This window comes from Rheinheimera sp. KL1 (assembly GCF_001275035.1).
In the GTDB taxonomy this organism is placed as follows: Bacteria; Pseudomonadota; Gammaproteobacteria; order Enterobacterales; family Alteromonadaceae; genus Pararheinheimera; species Pararheinheimera tangshanensis.
In genome coordinates this window covers 92,389-111,568 of record NZ_LAMX01000016.1, presented here as the reverse complement: position 1 = coordinate 111,568, position 19,180 = coordinate 92,389, and the positions used below count along the sequence as shown (strand labels likewise).

The 19,180-nt window shown below is 45.4% G+C and carries 18 protein-coding genes; 13 read left to right on the top strand and 5 right to left on the bottom strand.

The window, feature by feature from the left end; translation table 11 throughout:
- Positions 1-5: 5 nt before the first annotated feature.
- Entirely contained in the window at positions 6-1,397 is a 1,392-nt protein-coding gene (locus WH43_RS08460) for a PhoH family protein (RefSeq protein WP_053424185.1), read from the bottom strand.
- Between the two features lie 291 nt (positions 1,398-1,688).
- Here WH43_RS08460 and WH43_RS21070 point away from each other — a divergent pair, with 291 nt between their 5' ends.
- The 6 genes from WH43_RS21070 to WH43_RS08435 all read left to right on the top strand — a co-directional run bounded on the left by WH43_RS21070 (position 1,689) and on the right by WH43_RS08435 (position 7,839).
- Positions 1,689-2,363, top strand: a complete 675-nt coding sequence (locus WH43_RS21070; RefSeq protein WP_353504799.1) for an SNF2-related protein — start codon at positions 1,689-1,691, stop codon at positions 2,361-2,363.
- Entirely contained in the window at positions 2,342-4,603 is a 2,262-nt protein-coding gene (gene rapA / locus WH43_RS08455) for an RNA polymerase-associated protein RapA (RefSeq protein ID WP_353504800.1), read from the top strand. The genes WH43_RS21070 and rapA overlap by 22 nt, the downstream gene beginning before the upstream one ends.
- A gap of 11 nt (positions 4,604-4,614) precedes the next feature.
- On the top strand, positions 4,615-5,268 hold the full coding sequence (locus WH43_RS08450; protein ID WP_053424184.1) for an RluA family pseudouridine synthase: 654 nt from the start codon (positions 4,615-4,617) through the stop codon (positions 5,266-5,268).
- Between the two features lie 185 nt (positions 5,269-5,453).
- Positions 5,454-6,518: an OmpA family protein gene (locus WH43_RS08445; RefSeq protein ID WP_053424183.1), complete on the top strand. Its 1,065-nt coding sequence runs from the start codon at positions 5,454-5,456 to the stop codon at positions 6,516-6,518.
- 127 nt (positions 6,519-6,645) lie between these two features.
- The gene (locus WH43_RS08440; protein ID WP_053424182.1) at positions 6,646-7,413 is read left to right on the top strand and encodes a DUF3530 family protein; all 768 of its coding nucleotides are present in this window, start codon (positions 6,646-6,648) and stop codon (positions 7,411-7,413) included.
- A gap of 81 nt (positions 7,414-7,494) precedes the next feature.
- Positions 7,495-7,839: a DMT family protein gene (locus tag WH43_RS08435; protein ID WP_053424181.1), complete on the top strand. Its 345-nt coding sequence runs from the start codon at positions 7,495-7,497 to the stop codon at positions 7,837-7,839.
- On the opposite strand, the gene djlA is transcribed toward WH43_RS08435, so the two are convergent.
- The 4 genes from djlA to WH43_RS08420 are packed head-to-tail and all read right to left on the bottom strand — an operon-like array spanning position 7,836 to position 10,299.
- Positions 7,836-8,351, bottom strand: a complete 516-nt coding sequence (gene djlA / locus WH43_RS20510) for a co-chaperone DjlA (protein WP_286049584.1) — start codon at positions 8,349-8,351, stop codon at positions 7,836-7,838. The two genes, WH43_RS08435 and djlA, sit on opposite strands and share 4 nt — an antisense overlap.
- 56 nt (positions 8,352-8,407) lie before the next feature.
- Positions 8,408-8,635, bottom strand: coding sequence for a co-chaperone DjlA (locus WH43_RS20505; RefSeq protein WP_286049583.1), 228 nt, complete (start codon positions 8,633-8,635; stop codon positions 8,408-8,410).
- Entirely contained in the window at positions 8,625-9,308 is a 684-nt protein-coding gene (gene murU / locus WH43_RS08425) for an N-acetylmuramate alpha-1-phosphate uridylyltransferase MurU (RefSeq protein ID WP_053424180.1), read from the bottom strand. The genes WH43_RS20505 and murU overlap by 11 nt, the downstream gene beginning before the upstream one ends.
- Position 9,309: 1 nt before the next feature.
- Positions 9,310-10,299, bottom strand: coding sequence for an aminoglycoside phosphotransferase family protein (locus tag WH43_RS08420; RefSeq protein ID WP_053424179.1), 990 nt, complete (start codon positions 10,297-10,299; stop codon positions 9,310-9,312).
- Between the two features lie 142 nt (positions 10,300-10,441).
- On the opposite strand from WH43_RS08420, the gene WH43_RS08415 reads away from it, so the two are divergent.
- From WH43_RS08415 to WH43_RS08385, 7 genes are all read left to right on the top strand, one after another.
- On the top strand, positions 10,442-12,715 hold the full coding sequence (locus WH43_RS08415) for an LPS-assembly protein LptD (protein ID WP_082335723.1): 2,274 nt from the start codon (positions 10,442-10,444) through the stop codon (positions 12,713-12,715).
- Positions 12,716-12,726: 11 nt separating this feature from the next.
- Entirely contained in the window at positions 12,727-14,019 is a 1,293-nt protein-coding gene (gene surA / locus WH43_RS08410; protein WP_053424178.1) for a peptidylprolyl isomerase SurA, read from the top strand.
- A complete protein-coding gene (pdxA, locus tag WH43_RS08405; RefSeq protein WP_053424177.1) occupies positions 14,016-15,014 on the top strand; it encodes a 4-hydroxythreonine-4-phosphate dehydrogenase PdxA in 999 nt (332 codons plus the stop codon). Before surA ends, pdxA begins: the two co-directional genes overlap by 4 nt.
- Positions 15,004-15,819 (top strand): 16S rRNA (adenine(1518)-N(6)/adenine(1519)-N(6))-dimethyltransferase RsmA, encoded by an 816-nt coding sequence (gene rsmA / locus WH43_RS08400; protein WP_053424176.1) that lies wholly within the window; start codon positions 15,004-15,006, stop codon positions 15,817-15,819. The genes pdxA and rsmA overlap by 11 nt, the downstream gene beginning before the upstream one ends.
- Positions 15,816-16,193 carry a Co2+/Mg2+ efflux facilitator ApaG/CorD gene (gene apaG / locus WH43_RS08395; protein ID WP_053424175.1) on the top strand — a complete coding sequence of 126 codons (378 nt, stop codon included), beginning with the start codon at positions 15,816-15,818 and terminating at the stop codon, positions 16,191-16,193. Before rsmA ends, apaG begins: the two co-directional genes overlap by 4 nt.
- A gap of 4 nt (positions 16,194-16,197) precedes the next feature.
- Positions 16,198-16,995, top strand: coding sequence for a symmetrical bis(5'-nucleosyl)-tetraphosphatase (locus tag WH43_RS08390; RefSeq protein ID WP_053424174.1), 798 nt, complete (start codon positions 16,198-16,200; stop codon positions 16,993-16,995).
- Between the two features lie 108 nt (positions 16,996-17,103).
- Positions 17,104-19,116 carry a HAMP domain-containing methyl-accepting chemotaxis protein gene (locus WH43_RS08385; protein ID WP_053424173.1) on the top strand — a complete coding sequence of 671 codons (2,013 nt, stop codon included), beginning with the start codon at positions 17,104-17,106 and terminating at the stop codon, positions 19,114-19,116.
- Positions 19,117-19,180 lie beyond the last annotated feature (64 nt).

The window sequence follows — 19,180 nt, the reverse complement described above, 5'->3', positions numbered from 1 at the left end:
TACTTTTATAAATTAGCCTCAGCAAAAGACGCCAATCTGCTACGTACTACTCCATTGAGATTGATGGTGGTACTACCCTCAAAGTTTTTAAAACGCTCTACGATGTAAGTCAAACCTGAAGTAACAGCGGTCAGATAGTTACTGTCAATTTGCGACAGGTTGCCTGAACAGATCAGCTTGGTGCCTTCACCACAACGGGTAATGATAGTTTTCAGCTGAGCTGCACTTAAGTTCTGACATTCATCCAGCAGCACTATTGCATTCTGAATGCTGCGGCCGCGCATAAAATTGACTGACTTAAACTGGATATTGGCTTTATCCATAATATATTGCACGCTGGCATGCGGATGTTCGTCGGTTTTATGTAACACTTCCAGCGAGTCGGTAATGGCCGCTAGCCATGGCGCCATTTTCTCTTCTTCTGTGCCAGGTAAAAAGCCGATAGACTCAGCAATTTCCGGCGTGTTGCGGGTGACTATTACTTTGTCGTACATGCCCTTTTCAATCACCAGCTCCAGCGCCGCAGCCAACGCAATCAGAGTTTTACCGCAACCGGCGGGGCCAGTCAGGATCACTAAATCCATATCCGGGTCAAGCAAGGCGTTTAACGCCATTGCCTGATAAATATTTTTCGGGTGGATACCCCAGGCGTGTTTGTGCATCAGGCGCTCAAAACCTAAATCAAGAATTTTGATTTCCTGTTCATTGATTTCCAGCACCCGGCCAGCAAAAGTTTCAGCTTCGTCAATCAGGTATTCGTTGATATAAGCATTAGGTAAAACGGAACGGGGTACAAAATGGTAGGTTTCACGGCCTTCATTGTGGGTGCGGCAGTCTTTGACGACGGACCAAAAATCACCCGAAAACTTGTAATAGCCTTTATATAAAAATCGTACATCGTCAATCAACTGGTCGGTACGGTAATCTTCAACCAGTTTCAGTCCTGCGCCTTTAGCTTTAAGTCGCATATTAATATCTTTAGTGACGAGTATCACTTTGGTCGGCGCTTTTTCCCTCTGTAAAAACAACGCAGTATTAATAATCAAATGATCGTTTTCCCCACCAGGTAAACCTGGTATCTGATCACTGATATGATGGTCATTAATAATAAATAAATGACCGGCATTTTTTTCCTCTGAATGACTGGGTAAAGCAACACCCTGTAGCATCTGTTCCGGTGTTGCGTCTTTAAGCACATCCTCCAAAGCTCGAATCGCAATACGGGCTTCACGACTGACGTCTTTATGCTTGTCTTTGATATGATCCAATTCTTCGAGCACTGTCATCGGGATGACAACGTCGTGTTCCTGAAAGTTTAAGAAGGCGAAAGGTTCATGCAGTAGAATGTTGGTGTCCAGAACGTATATTTTTTTATCTTTAGCTCTTCTTCGCGCCATAAGCAGCTCCTTAGCGTCAATAAAAACCATGAAAGTCCATGGCAAAAATACAACAATCTTTATTTATTTTCGGTATACAGCGTCTGACTTATAGGATGCTGTTTGGTTCAGCAAAGACAGAACCCGCAGTACTTTTATTCATTTGATCTAAGCTTAGAGCAAAAATGCACTGCCTGTATGACCAATAGATGACGATTTTTAATCTATTACAAAAAAATACGTTCGTTGAGCTGATGCGGTATCAGGCATTTCGCTGTACCATAGCGCGCCATTTTCTGCAGTGAGGACAAGATGACAAAATTTGCTTTGGGCCAACGTTGGATCAGCGACAGTGAGTCGGATTTAGGTTTAGGTACTGTAATTGGGCAGGAAGGCAGAATGCTGACTTTACTGTTTCCAGCCAGTGGTGAAAACCGTCTGTACTCTATTTTGGAAGCACCGCTGACCCGTGTTCAGTTTAACCCGGGCGATACAGTCAAAAGCGCTGAAGGTTTTTCTCTATTAATCAGCGAAGTCGAAAGCAAAAACGACTGTTTTATTTATCATGGCACCCGTACAGACACCAACGAAACTGTAGCCTTACGCGAATTATTCCTCGATCACTTTATTAGTTTTAGCCAGCCACAGGACCGCTTATTTGCCGGTCAGGTGGATCGTTTTGAAACCTTCCCGCTGCGTTATCAGAGCTGGCAGCATTTGCACCGCCAGCAACAAAGTCCTTTGCAAGGTCTGGTTGGTGGCCGTATGAGTTTGATCCCACATCAGCTCTATATTGCAGAAGAGGTAGCCAAACGCCACGCACCGCGCGTGTTGCTGGCCGACGAAGTAGGTTTAGGTAAAACTATTGAAGCCGGTTTAATTATTCATCAACAAGTGCTGGCAGGTTTAGCAAAACGCGTATTGGTGGTCGTGCCCGAGTCGCTGCAGCATCAGTGCTGGTGGAAATGTTACGTCGTTTCAACCTGAAGTTTTCTATTTTTGATGATGAGCGTTGTGTGGAATCCTCGCTGGATGGCGGTAATCCATTTGAAACCGAACAGCTGGTGTTGACCAGCCTCGAGTTTCTGGTGAAAAAACGTAGCCATCACCAAAAGGCCGTCGATGCTGACTGGGATTTGTTAGTGGTGGACGAAGCTCACCATCTGCACTGGAGCGAAGAAGCGGCCAGCACTGAATATCAACGTATCGAAGAATTGGCCGAGGGCACAGCAGGTTTGATCCTGCTGACAGCAACTCCAGATCAGCTGGGGCATCAAAGCCATTTTGCCCGCTTGCGTTTATTAGACCCAAACCGTTTCCACGACTATCAGGCTTTTATCGCTGAAGAGCAAAGCTATAAACAAATCGCTGATTTAGCCGCCGCTGTCCTGGAACAAAAGCCATTAAGCCAAGCCTCAGCACAAGAACTGAGTCAATTATTGGCTGAAAGCGACATTAAAGCTGCGATAAGCACTTTGTTGCAAACAGACAGCAGTGTTGAAGAGATAGAACAGGCTCAACAGCAACTGTTAAGTCAGTTATTAGATCGCCATGGCACTGGCCGAATTTTATTTCGTAATAGCCGCAGCGCCATTTCAGGTTTCCCACAACGTCAACCACAAGCTGTAGCCCTGGAGTTGCCTGAACAATATAAAAACGCGTTAAAAGTGCAACAAGCCTTTAATAAACAACAAAGTCTGGAGCAAAAAGCCAAAGCCAGTTTATTTCCAGAGCGGGTGTTCCAGGAGTTTGAAGGTAAAAGCAGCAGTTGGTGGCAGTTTGACCCTCGGGTTGATCACTTAATTGCCTTACTGAAACAACATAAACGCAGCAAGTTTTTACTGATCTGTGCTCATGCCGACACAGCGATCGCGCTAGAAGAAGCTGTGCGTGTGCGTGAGGGTATTCGGGCGTCAGTCTTCCACGAAGGCATGACTATTGTTGAACGGGACATGGCTGCCGCTTATTTTGCTCAGGAAGACAATAGCGCTCAAATGCTGATCTGTTCAGAAATAGGCAGTGAAGGCCGCAACTTCCAGTTTGCTCATCATCTGGTGTTATTTGATTTACCTTTAAACCCTGACTTGCTGGAACAGCGTATCGGTCGTCTGGACCGTATAGGTCAGACTCAGGATATTCAAATTCATATTCCGTACTTTGCCGATCATCCACAGCACGTGCTGCTGGATTGGTATCAACAGGGTTTACAAGCACTGAGCCAGACTTGCCAGACCGGACGCTCGGTATTTGAACAAGTTTCCACAGAGCTGTTTGAATTGCTGGCCGCTCCTACTATAGGTCGAGATGCCGTTCAGTCGCTGATTACCAAAAGCGCAGAACTCAACCAGCAACTGAAACAAAAACTGGAGCAAGGCCGCGATAAACTGCTGGAAATCAACAGTTCAGGCCAGGGCAAGGCCCGAGATCTTGCTGAAGCGATCGCCGCTTTGGATGACGAGACGAAGTTACCTATGTTTATGCTAAGAGCCTGGGATGTGTTGGGTGTCAACCAAGACGACCGGGGTGAAAATAGCATGGTGCTGACGATGTCCGAGCATCTGCACAGCCATTACCCGATGCTGGACGACGATGGCATCAGTGTCACTTTTGACAGAGCAACGGCTTTAGCACAGGAAGATATCCAATTCTTAAGCTGGGATCATCCGATGGTACAAGGCACACTGGATATTCTGACCAATGAACAAATGGGCAATAGTTCTGTCGCCTTGTTGCCGAATAAGGCCCTCCCCGCCGGCACCTACTTTGTAGAATTTGTATTTATTGTAGAAGCCAGTGCACCAAAAGAATTACAGCTGGGTCGTTATTTACCTGTGACTCCTGTGCGTTTATTGCTGGAAAAAAATGGGAAAAATCTGGCTGCAAACGTGGGTTTTGAGCAGTTTAATAAACAATTAAAACCTGTTGGGCGTCAACCTGCTGCAAAAATGGTGAAAGCCTTACAAAGCTTCATCCATCCATTGATAGGTAAAGCTCAGGAATTGGCGACTGTGCGTCTTGTCGAAGTACAACAACAAGCACAAGAATTGATGCAACAAAAATTGAATGCTCAAATCGAACGTCTGCAGGCGCTACAAAAACTAAATCCTTCGGTGCGTCCGGAAGAAATTGCATATTTACAACAACAGCAACAAGAATTAACGGATTACATCAGTAAAGCCAGGTTAAAATTTGATGCGCTGCGGGTCGTTGTTGTCAGTCATGATTAAAAGTTAATAAAATGCTACTTGAATATAGGCCACCGACGACCCCATATCTGGATATAGTTTTTCAGGATGAGGATATTGTGATCCTGAATAAACCAAGTGGACTCCTTACTGTTCCTGGCAAAGCTCCGGAGCACAAAGACAGTCTGGACTATAGGGTCCGTTTGGTATGGCCGCAAGCCCGTATAGTACATAGGTTGGATATGGCGACCTCCGGGCTGGTTATCATGGCGATGCACGCCCAGAGTCAGCGGGCTTTGAATAAACAGTTTGAGCTGCGCCAGACTAAAAAGCGCTACTTCGCTTTACTGGAAGGACAAGTCCCTGCGGACTCCGGGACTGTTGATTTGCCTTTATTGTGTGATTGGCCCAACAGACCAAAACAAATGGTGCATTTTAGATCCGGTAAGCCATCGCTCACGTATTTCCGGGTACTGGAGCGAAACCAACACCAGACCAGAGTTGAGTTAACGCCCGTTACAGGGCGCTCGCATCAGCTGAGAGTACATATGTTGTGGCTGGGTCATCCGATCCTCGGAGACAAGTTTTATGGTACTGAATGTGGACGACGTTCAGTAGATCGACTTCAGTTGCATGCTGGCTCTTTGGCATTCAGACACCCAACTTCAGGAACTGAGCTATATTTTGAAGTGCAATGTCCGTTTTGATCAAAGGAACAGCTGTAATTGATTGCTTTGTTAACCTAAGGTTCAGTTATTCAAGGTAAACTTAGCATCAGGGTAAGAAGTCAGGTGGATATCTGACTAACATTTGTAATAACGAGCCGCTAAATTTGACTAAATGTTTTAGTGAAATAGAATAGCAGCCGCAATTTACCTCTTAGGAGATATGGATGAAACTAAGTACTAGCGCAATTGCCATTACGGCAGCTTTATTATCCACTACTGTTTTAGCTGATAGCTCAAAACCAGTATTGACTGATCGTGCTTTTGGCTCTTTATTCGCCGAATACTACCTGCCAGACGGCGAAAAAACTGAATCTGCTGACTGGTCTTTCCAAGACAAAGGTTTAGGTTTTGGTTTTGAATTAGGCTATTACTTCAACGAAACTTGGGGTATGCGTCTTGAGCACAGCAAACAACGTTTAGAACAGTTAAACACTGACGAAAAATTGAGCGCTGAACGTACAGGTCTTGACGCTTTGTATAATGTAGGTACCACAGGCATGTATATTGCTGGTGGTCTGAAGCATTTACAATTCAAAGGCGGTGATGACGGTTATGCAGTGAACGCTGGTGTTGGTTACCGCTACTATGCAACGGATCGCGTGTCTTTATTCGGTGAAATGAACCGCTACCAAAGTCTGGATGATGGCTTTGGTGATGCAGGCATTAAATTAGGTATGTCAGTGCTGTTTGGTGATGCTCCTGTTGTAGCTGAACCAACTCCGGCTCCAGAGCCAGTAGCAGCTCCTGTTGTTGTAGTCGCCGACAGCGACAACGACGGTGTATCTGATGCAAACGACCTGTGCCCAGGCACTCCTTCTACTGATAAAGTAGACGCTACAGGTTGTTCAATCTTCACAGAAAAAGAAGTGAACTTCACTTTAAAAGCTCAGTTTGCTAACGACTCAGCTGAAATCAAACCAGAGTACAGAACAGAAATCGCTGAATTAGCAGCCTTCCTGAAACGTTTCCCTGGTACTGATGTTGAAATCGGTGGTCATGCTTCAAACGTAGGCTCTGCAGCTTACAACATGAAGTTATCTCAACGTCGTGCTGACGCTGTTGCTCAGGTTCTGACCAATGAACACGGTATCAGTGCAAGCCGCGTTACTGCTACTGGCTACGGTGTGAACCGTCCAAAAGTAGAAGGCAATACTGCAGCTGCTCATGCTGCTAACCGCCGCATCGAAGCTATTGTTACTGCTACAGTAAAAGAGAAAGTAGAGCGTTAATCTCTGCTTTGAGAAAAAACCGCCGCAAGGCGGTTTTTTTATTCCTTTCATTCATACTCATCGATAAAGTTTCGCAATAGGCTGCCGATATAGCCTATACAGATTTTCATCATTCAGAGTCGAGCTGATGCTACCAAAAAGTTTAGTTGTTCTGCTGCTTTTAAGCTGCTGCACCGCAACTTCAGAACCTATGTCGATGGAGCAATGGAATCAATCCGATTTAAGCTGGCAATTACCTACAGATGAAATCACCGAACTATTGGCTGGCGACCAAAGTTTTCTGGCATTAAAACGAGCCGCATTTACTGCAAAAGTAAAAGGCACTATTTTACTTATTCCCGACTGGTCTCAACACGCTGCAAGTCCTAAATATCTGAATCTACTTCGTAAAGAATTTAATGATTATGGCTGGGACACTTTAGCTATAGCTGTGCCAGATGCTCCTTTTGAGGATGATATTGCAGCGTTAGACAGCTACAAAATGCAGTTGCAACAACGTGTCGCGGCAGCAATGGCCAGTGTGCAGCCAGAGAACAATGCCATCATAGTTGTAGCTCAGGGCAGCAGCGCCGCACTACTCAGCCAGCTGTATGCAGATAAAAAATTACAAGAGCCTCAATCTCTTATTTTGCTGGAAGCTTATTTGCCTTTAGCAGAACAGCAACGCAGCTTACCCTTAGCCATAGCTAAGCAACAGGTTCCCACTTTAGATCTGATGCAAGAACAAGGAAATAGGCAAGTCGCAGCCCAGTGGCAATTAAGAAAACAATTGGCAAGGCAACAACAAAAATTACTCTATCGCCAACGTGAAATCAGTGGACTTAGTGCACAAGCTGAAACTCAGCAACGGGTACTGAAAGAAATCTACGGTTGGCTGAGCTATCAGGGCTACTAAAAATCACTTTGCCTCTGATAAAAAACTATTACACTGTGCAACATTCATCACTTTGTCACCACATACCGGAAAAGCTGGACTATGTCGCCCTTGATCCAAACCGTCTTATTGCTCACCGCCAGTAATATCTTTATGACCTTTGCCTGGTACGGGCACCTAAAGCATTTTAAGAGCTCAGCGTTGTACATTGCGATTGCCGTATCCTGGGGGATAGCTTTGTTTGAATACATGTTAATGGTACCTGCCAATCGGATAGGTCATCAGGTGCTGAGTCTGGCTCAGCTAAAAATTCTGCAGGAAGTTATTACCTTGAGCGTATTTATCCCATTCGCGGTGCTCTATATGAAAGAGCCCTTCAAATGGAATTATGTCTACGCCGGTTTGTGTCTGATGGGAGCTGTCTATTTTATGTTTTTCCGCGATTAAGCTCTTTGCTTGCGGATCAACTCATAAGCGGCTTGAATATCCTGAGTTTTTTGTTTGGCCACATCCATCAACTCAAGCGGTAATCCTTGTGACATCAGTTTGTCCGGATGATGCTGTGCCATTAGTTTTTTGTAGGCTTTTTTAACAGTTGCTTCAGAACTTTCGGCACTGATCCCTAAAATTTTGTAGGCATCAGCAAGACGATCTATCGTATCAGTAGCGCCGTTTTGACTACTTTTGGCAAAACGGGCTTCGGCTTCGTAGCGGCTAATCATTTGTTCTAATTGACTAGCACTGATCCCCAAAGCTGATGCGACCTGAGTCAGGATCCTTTGCTCTGCGCTGCTCAGATTCAGATCGACATAAGCGGTACTGATTTGAATTTCGAGAAACATCAGTAGCAGATCAGGCCTGGTTCTGTATGCAGACTTAAATTCAGCTAATTGCTCTAACAAAGGAAAATCAGCCTGCTTACCATGACGGAAAGCCGCTTGAGCTTCTTGTTTTTGCATAGCACTCAGACCTAACTGGTCCATAAAGACAGTGGCTTGCTGAATATGTGACTTAGTCAGACCCCATTTGATTTGGCGATATGCCCCATTACCGCAAAAGTGTTATAGCGGAAAATGCCTTGTGCTTCTGATTTGTCACGAGAAAAACCATTAAAACCACCGCGGCTGGCAAAAGCCCCGCCATAGGACTTGTCAAACCAATGCCCTACTAATAAACCAAGCAATAAACCAGGAATTTTGAGCAGCGCCATACCAAATAAGGCGCCAAGAATTTTACCCCACATGCTCTGACTCCAACTGTGCCGATAATTCTGTCAGTCGTTGCACAGTACCAATATCGTGCCAGACGCCCTGATACAGCTCCGCCGTGACTTTGTTTTTCTGCATGGCCTGACGCAAATAGGGAGCCAGCTTTTGTTTACCTGCAGCGATATCCCTGAAAAATTCCGGCCGGTATACTGCAATACCGCTGAAGGTAAAGCAGTCTGTGGCTTCAGCTAAAGCATAACCTTGCTCACTGATGCCAAAATCACCACGGGGATGCTGTACAGGGTTAGGAACAAGAACTAAGTGCGCTAAGCTGTCTGATGCCAACCTGGTAGTCAATAATTGATAAGGATAATCCGTGAACACATCGCCGTTTACCACAACAAAAGGAGCATCACCTAACAAAGGTAGCGCTTTTTTAATACCTCCAGCAGTTTCAAGTCCTTCAGCACCTTCATCTGAGTAATGGATGCTGACACCAAACTGCCCACCAGCCCCTAAATGCTGGGGTAACAAATGTCCTAACCAGGCATGGTTGATCACAATATTTCTGATACCCGCAGCACATAACGCTTCAAGGTGATACTGGATCAATGGTTTGCCAGCCACAGCTAACAGTGGTTTAGGTAAATGATCAGTCAAAGGACGCATACGCTCGCCACGACCTGCCGCCAGTATCATTGCTTTCATTTCAGTCTTTGGCCTCCAATGCTGGTTTCACTTTGGTGTTTAACCACAAGTCGAGCTCCTGTAGCTCTGGATAGCGCGATGTGACCTCAAGCACATAGTCAAAGACCCGAGGTAAATCAGTAAGATAGCCAGACTTTCCGTCTCGATGGTATAAGCGGCAGAAAATACCACAGACTTTAATATGCCGCTGTAGTCCCATCCAATCAAACCATTGCTGAAACTGGTCAGGGCTGACTTCTGCCGACAATTCCTCCTGAGCCACCAGGTTTTGATAAAACTCCTGGCTGAGCGTCTGGACCAACTCTGTCGGCCACTTGATATAACAGTCTTTTAACAGCGATACTGCGTCGTAGCTGATTGGCCCTGTCACCGCATCCTGAAAATCGATCACAGCCAGAGAACCATCGGGTTGCAGCATCAAATTGCGGCTGTGGTAGTCTCTATGCATTCCAGCCTGCGGTTGCTGTAGTGCAGAGTCTGCCAACCGCAGAAAGTGCCGCTGCAACATACGTTGTTCTTGTTCACTGAGTGATAACTGCAAGTGTTGAAGTACAAACCAATCGATGAAAATCTGCATTTCCCGCATCAAAAATGTCTGATCAAATACAGGGAGAGGCCCTGCACTGGTTGCGCTGATCTTCCGGATCTGAGCTAATTGCGCCAAAGCCTGACGATAGAAAGAGCTGGCTGTATCTTCAGTCAGTTTGGATAACAATAAAGTGTCACCTAAATCACTGAGCAGTAAAAATCCTTGCTGGATATCCTGCGCAATAATTTGCGGAACTTGCAAACCTGCGTTGGCAAAGGCCTGCTGAGTAGCAACAAAACGGCCACAATCCTCTGTAGGCGTTGGAGCGTCCATCAAAATATAGTGCTGAAGAGCTCTGGAAAAACGGAAATAGCGTCTGAAACTTGCGTCGCCTGTGATGGGATCCAACTGAATTGTTTCGCCAGGAAAACAAGCGGCTAAAAAACTTTGAATTAACTGCATTCGCTCTGGCACTTCACTCTTCCCCTACAGGTCAAAGCCAGCACTATAACGGATTAGCAGGATCTGGAAAATTGATTTATTATAGCTCGCTCGGTGTTCCGGTCGTTTTCACCCATTTCAGGTATTGTACTAAGTAGGTTGTATGACTCATTCTCTGATCTATCGCCTCATTATCATGGCACTTGGTATCCCCTATATAGTCCATGCAGAAGAGCAAACATCTCAACCTATTGAGCAATGTTACAGTGCGGTTGAAATGCCAGCCAAGCTTAGTTCTTTATCAGCAAAAGACAGCAGACTACAGATTTTGTCTGACCGGATCCGAATGATGCAAGACCAAACTGCATTATTTGACGGCAATATAGAGATTATTTACCGCAATACCATGCTCCATGCTGCAAATGCGCAGCTCAGCCAAAAAGAACAAACCTTGCTTGCCACTGGAGGGATCCAGTACTACAGCCCTGATTTAAAAGTCAGCAGCAGTCAGTTTAGTGCCCAGCTCAAAGAAGACAAGGCCGTGTTAAACGACGCTGATTATCAACTGGTCAGCCAGTCTGGGCGTGGTTATGCCAAAGAAATGAGTGCTGTAAAGCAACAGATCAATTTGTCAGAGGCGAGTTTCACCACTTGCCCTGCAAACGACAGTAGCTGGGCCTTGCATGCAGATAAAATTAATATCAACTCAGAGGATGGTTGGGGCGAAGCCTGGCATTCGGTGATCAAAATTCAGGATATCCCGATCTTTTATTTACCTTATATGACCTTCCCGGTCAGTGACAAACGTAAAAGTGGTTTATTGTTTCCAAAAATTGGCAGCTCGCAAAAGTTGGGGCTAGAACTTGAAACTCCTTATTACCTGAATCTGGCAGAGAATTACGATGCGACCATCAGTCCACGTATGATGAGTAAAAGGGGCGCACAGCTCAATACTGAATTCCGTTATCTGACAGAGGCCCATGCTGGTCAACTGCAATTAGAAGTGTTGCCTGATGATAATGACAAACCTGCAGACTTTGGCAGTCGTTATTTAACTCATTTTAGCCACACCGGCGATCTGTCGGACCGCTGGCGAGCTAGTGTCGATTTCACCGATGTCAGCGACGACGCCTACTTGTCTGAATTAGGTTCAGATTACAGCAATCAAAGCGATACGCAGTTATACCGTCAAGCTAGTCTGAATTATTTCGGCGATTATCTGAACTCAGAAATTCGTCTGCAGGGTTTTGAAATCCTTGGGAATTATTCCCCTTCTTATGCTGCTTTGCCTCAGATTGATCTGAGCTCAGCTGCACCTTTGGATTTAGCTGCAGGTTTTGAGTTTAACTGGCACAGCCAATATGCCCATTTTCGCAATGATGCAGCCATCATTAACAATGCTGACCGTTTGCACCTGGAACCCAGTATTCGCTGGCCTTTAATCACGCCAGCCATGGAACTGGTTGCCGAAACCAGCCTGTTGCACACGCGCTATCAACAAAATACCGATCAAACCACCCTGCTGGTGCAAGAAGAAACGACCAGAACTGTACCTAAAGTGCAGATTAATGCCAAATTGAATATGGAAAGAGAACTGGCTTGGGAAGATTCGGGGTCATTACAAACGTTCGAGCCCCAGTTGCAGTATCTTTATATTCCTTATCGTGACCAATCAGATATTGGACTTTACGATACAGCCAGGCTGCAGGACGATTATTATGGTTTGTTCCGTGAAAATAGATATTCAGGTCTGGACCGAATAGCCGACACCAACCAACTGACGGTAGGCTGGACAACCCGGCTTTATGACTCGCAAGATACAGAGTTGTTTCGTTTCAGTTTAGGTCAAATCGTTTTCCTTGATGACCCCAAGCCTATAGATAATTCCTTGCAAGACACAGAACAGACCGCAGACTCGGTACTTGCTTCTGAGCTGTTATGGAACTGGAGCAAGGGCTGGTACTTAAATACGGCATTGCAGTATGATGCAAGCAATGAGCGGATGGTAAAAAGTAACGTGACTTTAGATTACGTGGCTGATGATAAAAGTTTGCTGCAGTTGAACCACCGCTACAGTCGTGAGGTCTCAGACTACGAAATTGAACAGGTCGGTTTTTTAGGTACCACACCTATAGATGATAAATGGAAACTGATTGCCAGTTATTATCGTGACATCAACAAGCATCATATGATAGAAGCTAACTTTGGTTTGCAATATGAGTCCTGTTGTTGGGCTATACGTGTGGTTGCCAAGCGCCAAATCAATACCAACCTTGAATTGGCGCTGGATGATTTGTCACAACCTCCAACCTTCGATAATGGAATCGCCGTACAATTTGTCTTGAAAGGTTTTGGCGAAGGAGCTGGCTTCTCAGTCAGCGACATGTTGTCGAATGGTATTTTTGGTTATAGACGCCCATATTTACTAAATAATTAATGTAGGAACCTATGAAGTTACAACTTTTGATTGCCAGCTCTGTGGCCGCATTTCTGGCCTTTTCGGGCCAGGCGGCAGAACAAAAGATCGACGGTGTTGCAGCTATCGTCAACAACAGTGTAGTACTAGACACTGAAGTGACGGATATGGTCAATAAAGTAAAACGTAACGCACAAAGTCAGGGGCAAACCTTGCCTTCCGACCGCGCTTTACGCACTCAGGCCCTTGAACGTTTAATCAGCAACAGCTTGCAAATGCAAATGGCTAAACGTATGGGTTTACAGATCACAGACCCTCAATTGGACCAGGCGCTGGAAAACGTTGCACGCAGTGAAAACCTGACTATGGAGCAATTTCGTCAGCGTATAGTGCAGGAAGAAGGCGACTACCAACAGTTTCGTGAACGCTTCCGTGAAGAAATTACCACGGGCGAAGTGTTAAGAGCCAACGTACAACGCCGCATTTATATCAGCCCGCAGGAAATAGATACGCTGATGAAAGTGATGGAAGAACAAGGTTCCTCGAATGAGCAATACAATATAGGGCACATTCTGATTTCCATTCCAAATCAGGCCAGTACTGAGGAAATTACCGAAGCCAAAGATCGCGCTGACAAAGTGATGAAGCTGTTGCGTGAAGGTAGCGACTTTAAGAAAATTGCTATTGCTTCCTCGTCTGACACTACAGCTCTGGATGGCGGTGACATGGGCTGGATGAATATTAACGAAATGCCAACGCTGTTCTCTGATGCCATTCGCGGCAAGAAAAAAACCGATATAATTGGACCTTTGCGTTCTGGTGCCGGTTTTCACATCCTGACTATTTTTGATATTCGTGGCGCGAACGTGGCTGAGCTGAATGAAGTCAAATCACGTCACGTTTTGATCAAACCCTCCATTATTATGAGCGAAGAAAAAGCCCGTGACACCTTAAAGCAATTTGTCGCTGACTTTAAAGCAGGCAAAGCAGACTTTGCCGAATTTGCGTCAGCCAACTCTGAAGATCCGGGTTCTAAATTAAAAGGTGGTGACTTAGGTTGGGCCGATCCGGCCATGTATGTCCCTGCATTTCGCGATACACTGAATAATCTGCAGATCGAGGAAATTAGTCAGCCTTTCCGCACTGAGCATGGCTGGCATGTAGTGCAACTGCTGGATAAACGTGTTGTTGACATGACCGCAGAGAAAAAACAAGACCAAGTTTACCGTATGTTATTTAATCGCCGCTTTAATGAAGAACAAGCTAACTTCCTGCGTGAGCTTCGTGATCAGGCTTTTATTGAAGTACTGACGGAGACTGAATGACATTAAGGATAGCAATCACCCCAGGAGAGCCAGCTGGTATAGGACCTGATCTTGTGGTGATGTTGGCGCAAAAAAACTGGCCGGCCCAGTTGATTGTTTGCGCCAACGCAGACCTGTTAAAGCAAAGAGCGGCGGCGTTAAACCTGCCGCTTCAGCTTTTACCTTATGAGCCAAATCAACCTGCTTCACCACAACAGGCAGGAACCTTAACCTACGTTGACTTTGCATTAGAAGCACCTGTCATGACTGGCCAGTTGAATGAAGCCAACGGACGTTATGTGGTCGACACCTTAAGGTATGTAGGCGAAAAATCCATCTCTGGCGAATTCGATGCCATAGTGACTGGTCCAGTGCACAAAGGTATTATTAACAAGGCAGGAGTTCCTTTTAGCGGTCACACTGAATTCTTTGCCCAGTTATCAAACACTCCTTATGTAGTAATGATGCTGGCCACTGAAGGACTAAGGGTGGCCCTGGCCACCACACATATCCCACTTGCTTATGTTGCAAAAGCTATTACGAAAGAGCGTCTGCATAAAGTCATCTCCGTCTTACATCACGACTTACAGCACAAATTTGCTATTGAAGCTCCGGTTATTTATGTCTGTGGATTAAATCCACATGCAGGAGAAGACGGACATTTAGGCCGTGAAGAAATAGACGTGATCAGCCCCACTTTAGACGAGCTGCGATCGCAAGGTATGGATTTAGTCGGCCCATTGCCTGCAGATACCTTGTTTCAGCCCAAATATCTGGAACATGCGGACGCAGTTCTGGCCATGTACCACGACCAAGGCCTGCCTGTGCTGAAATACAAAGGCTTTGGACGTTCAGTCAATATTAGCCTTGGTTTACCTTTAATAAGAACATCAGTTGATCATGGCACTGCACTGGATTTAGCAGGTACAGGCAAAGCCGACCCCGGAAGTTTATTCCACGCCCTGGAACAAGCCATTTATTTAGCGCAAAGAGCCAAGTTATCACATGACAGATAAAGTACACCAAGGACATACAGCCCGAAAACGTTTTGGTCAGAACTTCCTGCACGATCCAGTTGTGATCGAACGCATAGTCAAAGCCATCAATCCGAAACCAACAGACATACTGGTAGAAATTGGTCCTGGTTTAGGCGCTATTACAGAACCTGTGGTAGAAAAATCGGGCCACCTCACCGTCGTTGAACTAGACAGAGATTTAGCACAACGTTTACAGGAACATCCTGTGCTGGCAGATAAATTAACTATTTATCAGGCCGATGCAATGAAATTTGATTTCCGTCAGTTATTGCAACCAGGAAAAAAACTCAAAGTCTTTGGCAATTTACCTTACAACATCTCGACTCCTTTGTTGTTTCATTTATTCGATTATGCTGACGATATTGAGAACATGCATTTTATGCTGCAAAAGGAAGTGGTTGAGCGAATGACCGCAGGCCATGGCTCTAAAACTTATGGCCGCTTATCTGTTATGACTCAGTTTTTCTGTCATGCCATGCCAGTGGTAGAAGTTGGACCAGGCGCCTTTAAACCGGCCCCTAAAGTTGATTCAGCCGTAGTTCGGCTTATTCCTAAACCTGTATCAGAGCGTCAGGATGTGCCTGTCGCTGTATTAAACAGAGTGTGTCTGGAAGCCTTTAATCAACGTCGAAAAACCTTACGCAACTGTTTCAGCAACTTTGCAACAGCAGAGCAGATTGTAGCAATGGGAATAGATCCAACCTTGCGTCCGGAACAATTAAGTGTCGAGCAGTTTATCGGTATAGCTCGCTGGTTACATCAACAAGAGCAACACCAGTTATGAGTTTGAGTTTTGAAATTCCTGTCTCAGTTGAAACATTTTATGTCGCAGCGCAATCAGACCCGGCTAATAACCGCTATGTTTTTGCGTATACCATTACCATAAAAAACCACAGTGCAGAGACGGTACAACTGTTAAAGCGTTACTGGTTGATTACCGATGCTAATGGTAAAGAAACCGAAGTCCATGGTGACGGAGTCGTTGGTGAACAGCCGCAGCTGGCACCTGGTTCCAGTTATAGCTATACCAGTGGCGCAGTGCTGGAGACTCCTGTAGGGACTATGCAAGGTCACTACGAAATGACCAGCCAGAGCCAGTTAAGCTTTAAAGCAGCTATTCCTCTGTTCCGTTTGGCCATTCCAAATATTCTGAACTGATGTTATGCCAGGCTATGTGATAGGCGATGTGCAAGGTTGTTTTCAACAACTACAGTCGCTCTTGGCTAAAATCCAGTTTGATGCCAATAAAGACTATTTGTGGTTTTGCGGAGATTTAGTCGCCAGAGGCCCAGATTCGCTGGCGACACTAAGGTTTATCCGCTCTTTGGGTGATAGAGCCAAGGTAGTACTGGGAAATCATGATTTGCATTTTCTGGCCTGCGTTTTTGGTTTCGCTAAAGCCGATCCAAAAGATCTGTTAGACGACTTGCTGCACGCTCCGGATTTAGCTGAACTCGTCCATTGGTTACAGCAGCAACCTTTGATGCATTTTGAACCAGAGCGTAACTTGTTGCTGGTTCATGCCGGGTTAGCCCCAAACTGGCCAGTAGATATCGCATTAAAGGCGGCCGCAGAAGTCAGCGCTGTACTCAAGGGCTCTCCAGAGAGACTGTTTTCTGTCATGTATGGCAATACCCCGGCTTTATGGTCAGAAGCACACTCTGAGCAGGAGCGTTGGCGTTTTACTATTAACAGCTGCACTAGAATGCGATTTTGTCTGGCAAATGGAGCACTTGAACTCAAAGAAAAGCGTCATCCTGAAAAAGTGAGTACGCTGCTTCCATGGTATGCATTTTGGCAACAAGAATCTCATCCGGAGATTTTTTTTGGTCACTGGGCGGCCTTAATGGGACATAGCCCGGTAACGGGTATTCACGCTTTAGATACCGGATGTGTCTGGGGAAATTATTTAACGGCCTATTGTATTGAGACGGCACGGCGTTATAGTGTTTCTGACTAAAAATAACGCTATAATGCGGCGCTGTTTCAAAATAATATATTTTTGATTGTTATTGTGTGGTGACAGGGGTAACAATGCCCTTTTAACCTGGATACTGGGAGTAAGGTTATGAAGTTAACGGTAGCACTTCGGATTATTGGTGGTTTTGGTGTCATTTCACTGCTACTGCTGGTGATCGGTATTACCTCGTACATGAGCTTGAATAGTATCAATGCCTCAACCACGCAAGTAAATGAAATCTCGATCCCAGCATTAGAAAATAGTGCCGTACTGCAAAGTGAATTTGTCAAAATGAGCAAAGTCAGTCTGCAGGCTTTTTATGCGACTGAAGTGAAGCAGGTTAAAGAATTAGAGACTCAGTTCGCTGTTGAACAAGATTTGTACGACACTGCCGCTAAAGCACTGCAAGTAGTAGTAGCAGAAGAAGAAACGCTGGCAAATTCTTTTAAGGATGTATCCGCTGCCTATACCGAATTTACCCCCGTCAGTAAAAAACTATTCTCAGAGCTTAGCAAAAGCCTGACGCTGCGCGACCAAATTGCCTCTCAATTATCAGATGTGGAGTTAAATTCAGATGACTCGGCATCTTTGTTACTGGATTTCAGCGATGTCAGAGACGTGGCTCGTCGTTTCCCACAGGCTAGCAAAGCGGCTGCTGAGCTGGAGACCGGATTAAATACCTTAGTCAGTATCGTCGTTGATTTAACCCGTACAACATCAGCCAGCACAGCAGAGACTATTTCGAATGAAGTCACTTCACGTTTAGAAGGTGTCAATCAGCAAATGACCACCATCAAAACTGAAGCAGGAGCCAGTGTTGATATGGTTGCTGATTTAGATGAGAAAATCACAGCAATCAATGATTTGTTAGTGGGTGATGAAGGTATACTGACGTTAAAAGCACAAATGTTAGCGGCCTCTGCGGAAGCACAAAAACAACTGACACAAGCGGAAGCTCACAACAAAACTGCGTTAGATGGATTAAATCGTTTATTGTCCAGAGCGCGTACGGCTGCTGGTGAAATTCAGGCTGAAGCTCAATCTGACGTATCAGGTGCCATTACGACTATCTTCCTTGTCGTATTGATTTCTATAGGTTTGGCTGTAGGTATAGCTATGGTTACGGTGCGCAGCATCACAGTCCCATTAGCTAAAGTGAACGAAATTTTAGGTGTAGTCGCATCAGGTGACTTAACGAAACGCCTGGATGACAAGGCTCATGACGAATTTGGTGATCTGGCTCGTAACTGTAATCAGGTAATCACTAACTTACGTCAGTTGATCCAAGGCATTATTTCCCGCTCTACGCAGCTTGCCGCGGCTTCAGAACAAACATCAGCTATTACCGTAGAGACTACCACAGCTATCCGTGAACAGAAGTCTCAGGTCACTCAGGCAGCTACAGCGACAACTGAGATGAGCAGCACTTCACAAGGCGTCATGCAAAGTTCAAACGACGCGTTGGCTGAAATCAAAAATGCCGACAGCGAAGCTGAGCGTGTGAAAGTGATTTCTGAAAATAACAAACAAACCATACTGCAATTATCTACAGAAGTTGATCAGGCCTCTGCTGTGATTAATAAACTACATAAAGATAGCGCCTCAATCGGCAGCATTCTTGATGTTATCCGTGGCATAGCAGAACAGACCAACCTGTTGGCATTAAACGCAGCTATTGAAGCAGCACGTGCTGGTGAACAAGGCCGTGGTTTCGCAGTGGTAGCAGATGAAGTTCGTTCTCTGGCTAGCAAAACTCAGGCATCCACTCAGGAAATTCAAGCCATGATCCAAGTGTTGCAAACCGGTGCTCATGCAGCTGTAGAAGCGATGAACAAGGGTAAAAAGCAGGCTGAAAATTGTGTGACTCAAACTGAAGTAGCTGCCCAGGCTCTGGAATCTATCACTAACGCTGTCCACTTGGCCCATGATATGAGTGAGCAAATCTCTCATGCCGCCAAAGAGCAAAACCAAGTGTCTAACGAAATCAGCCACTTGTTAGAGTCTATTGTGACCATCGCTGAGCAAACGGCTTCAGGGGCAGAACAAACCTCTCAGTCCAGCCATGAAGTCGCTCGTTTAGCGGAAGAGTTACGTCAGTCTGTCGATCAGTTCAAAGTCTGAACTGATCGCTAGTTCATACTAAAAAAAATCCGCCAGATGGCGGATTTTTTATTGGGTCAGGATA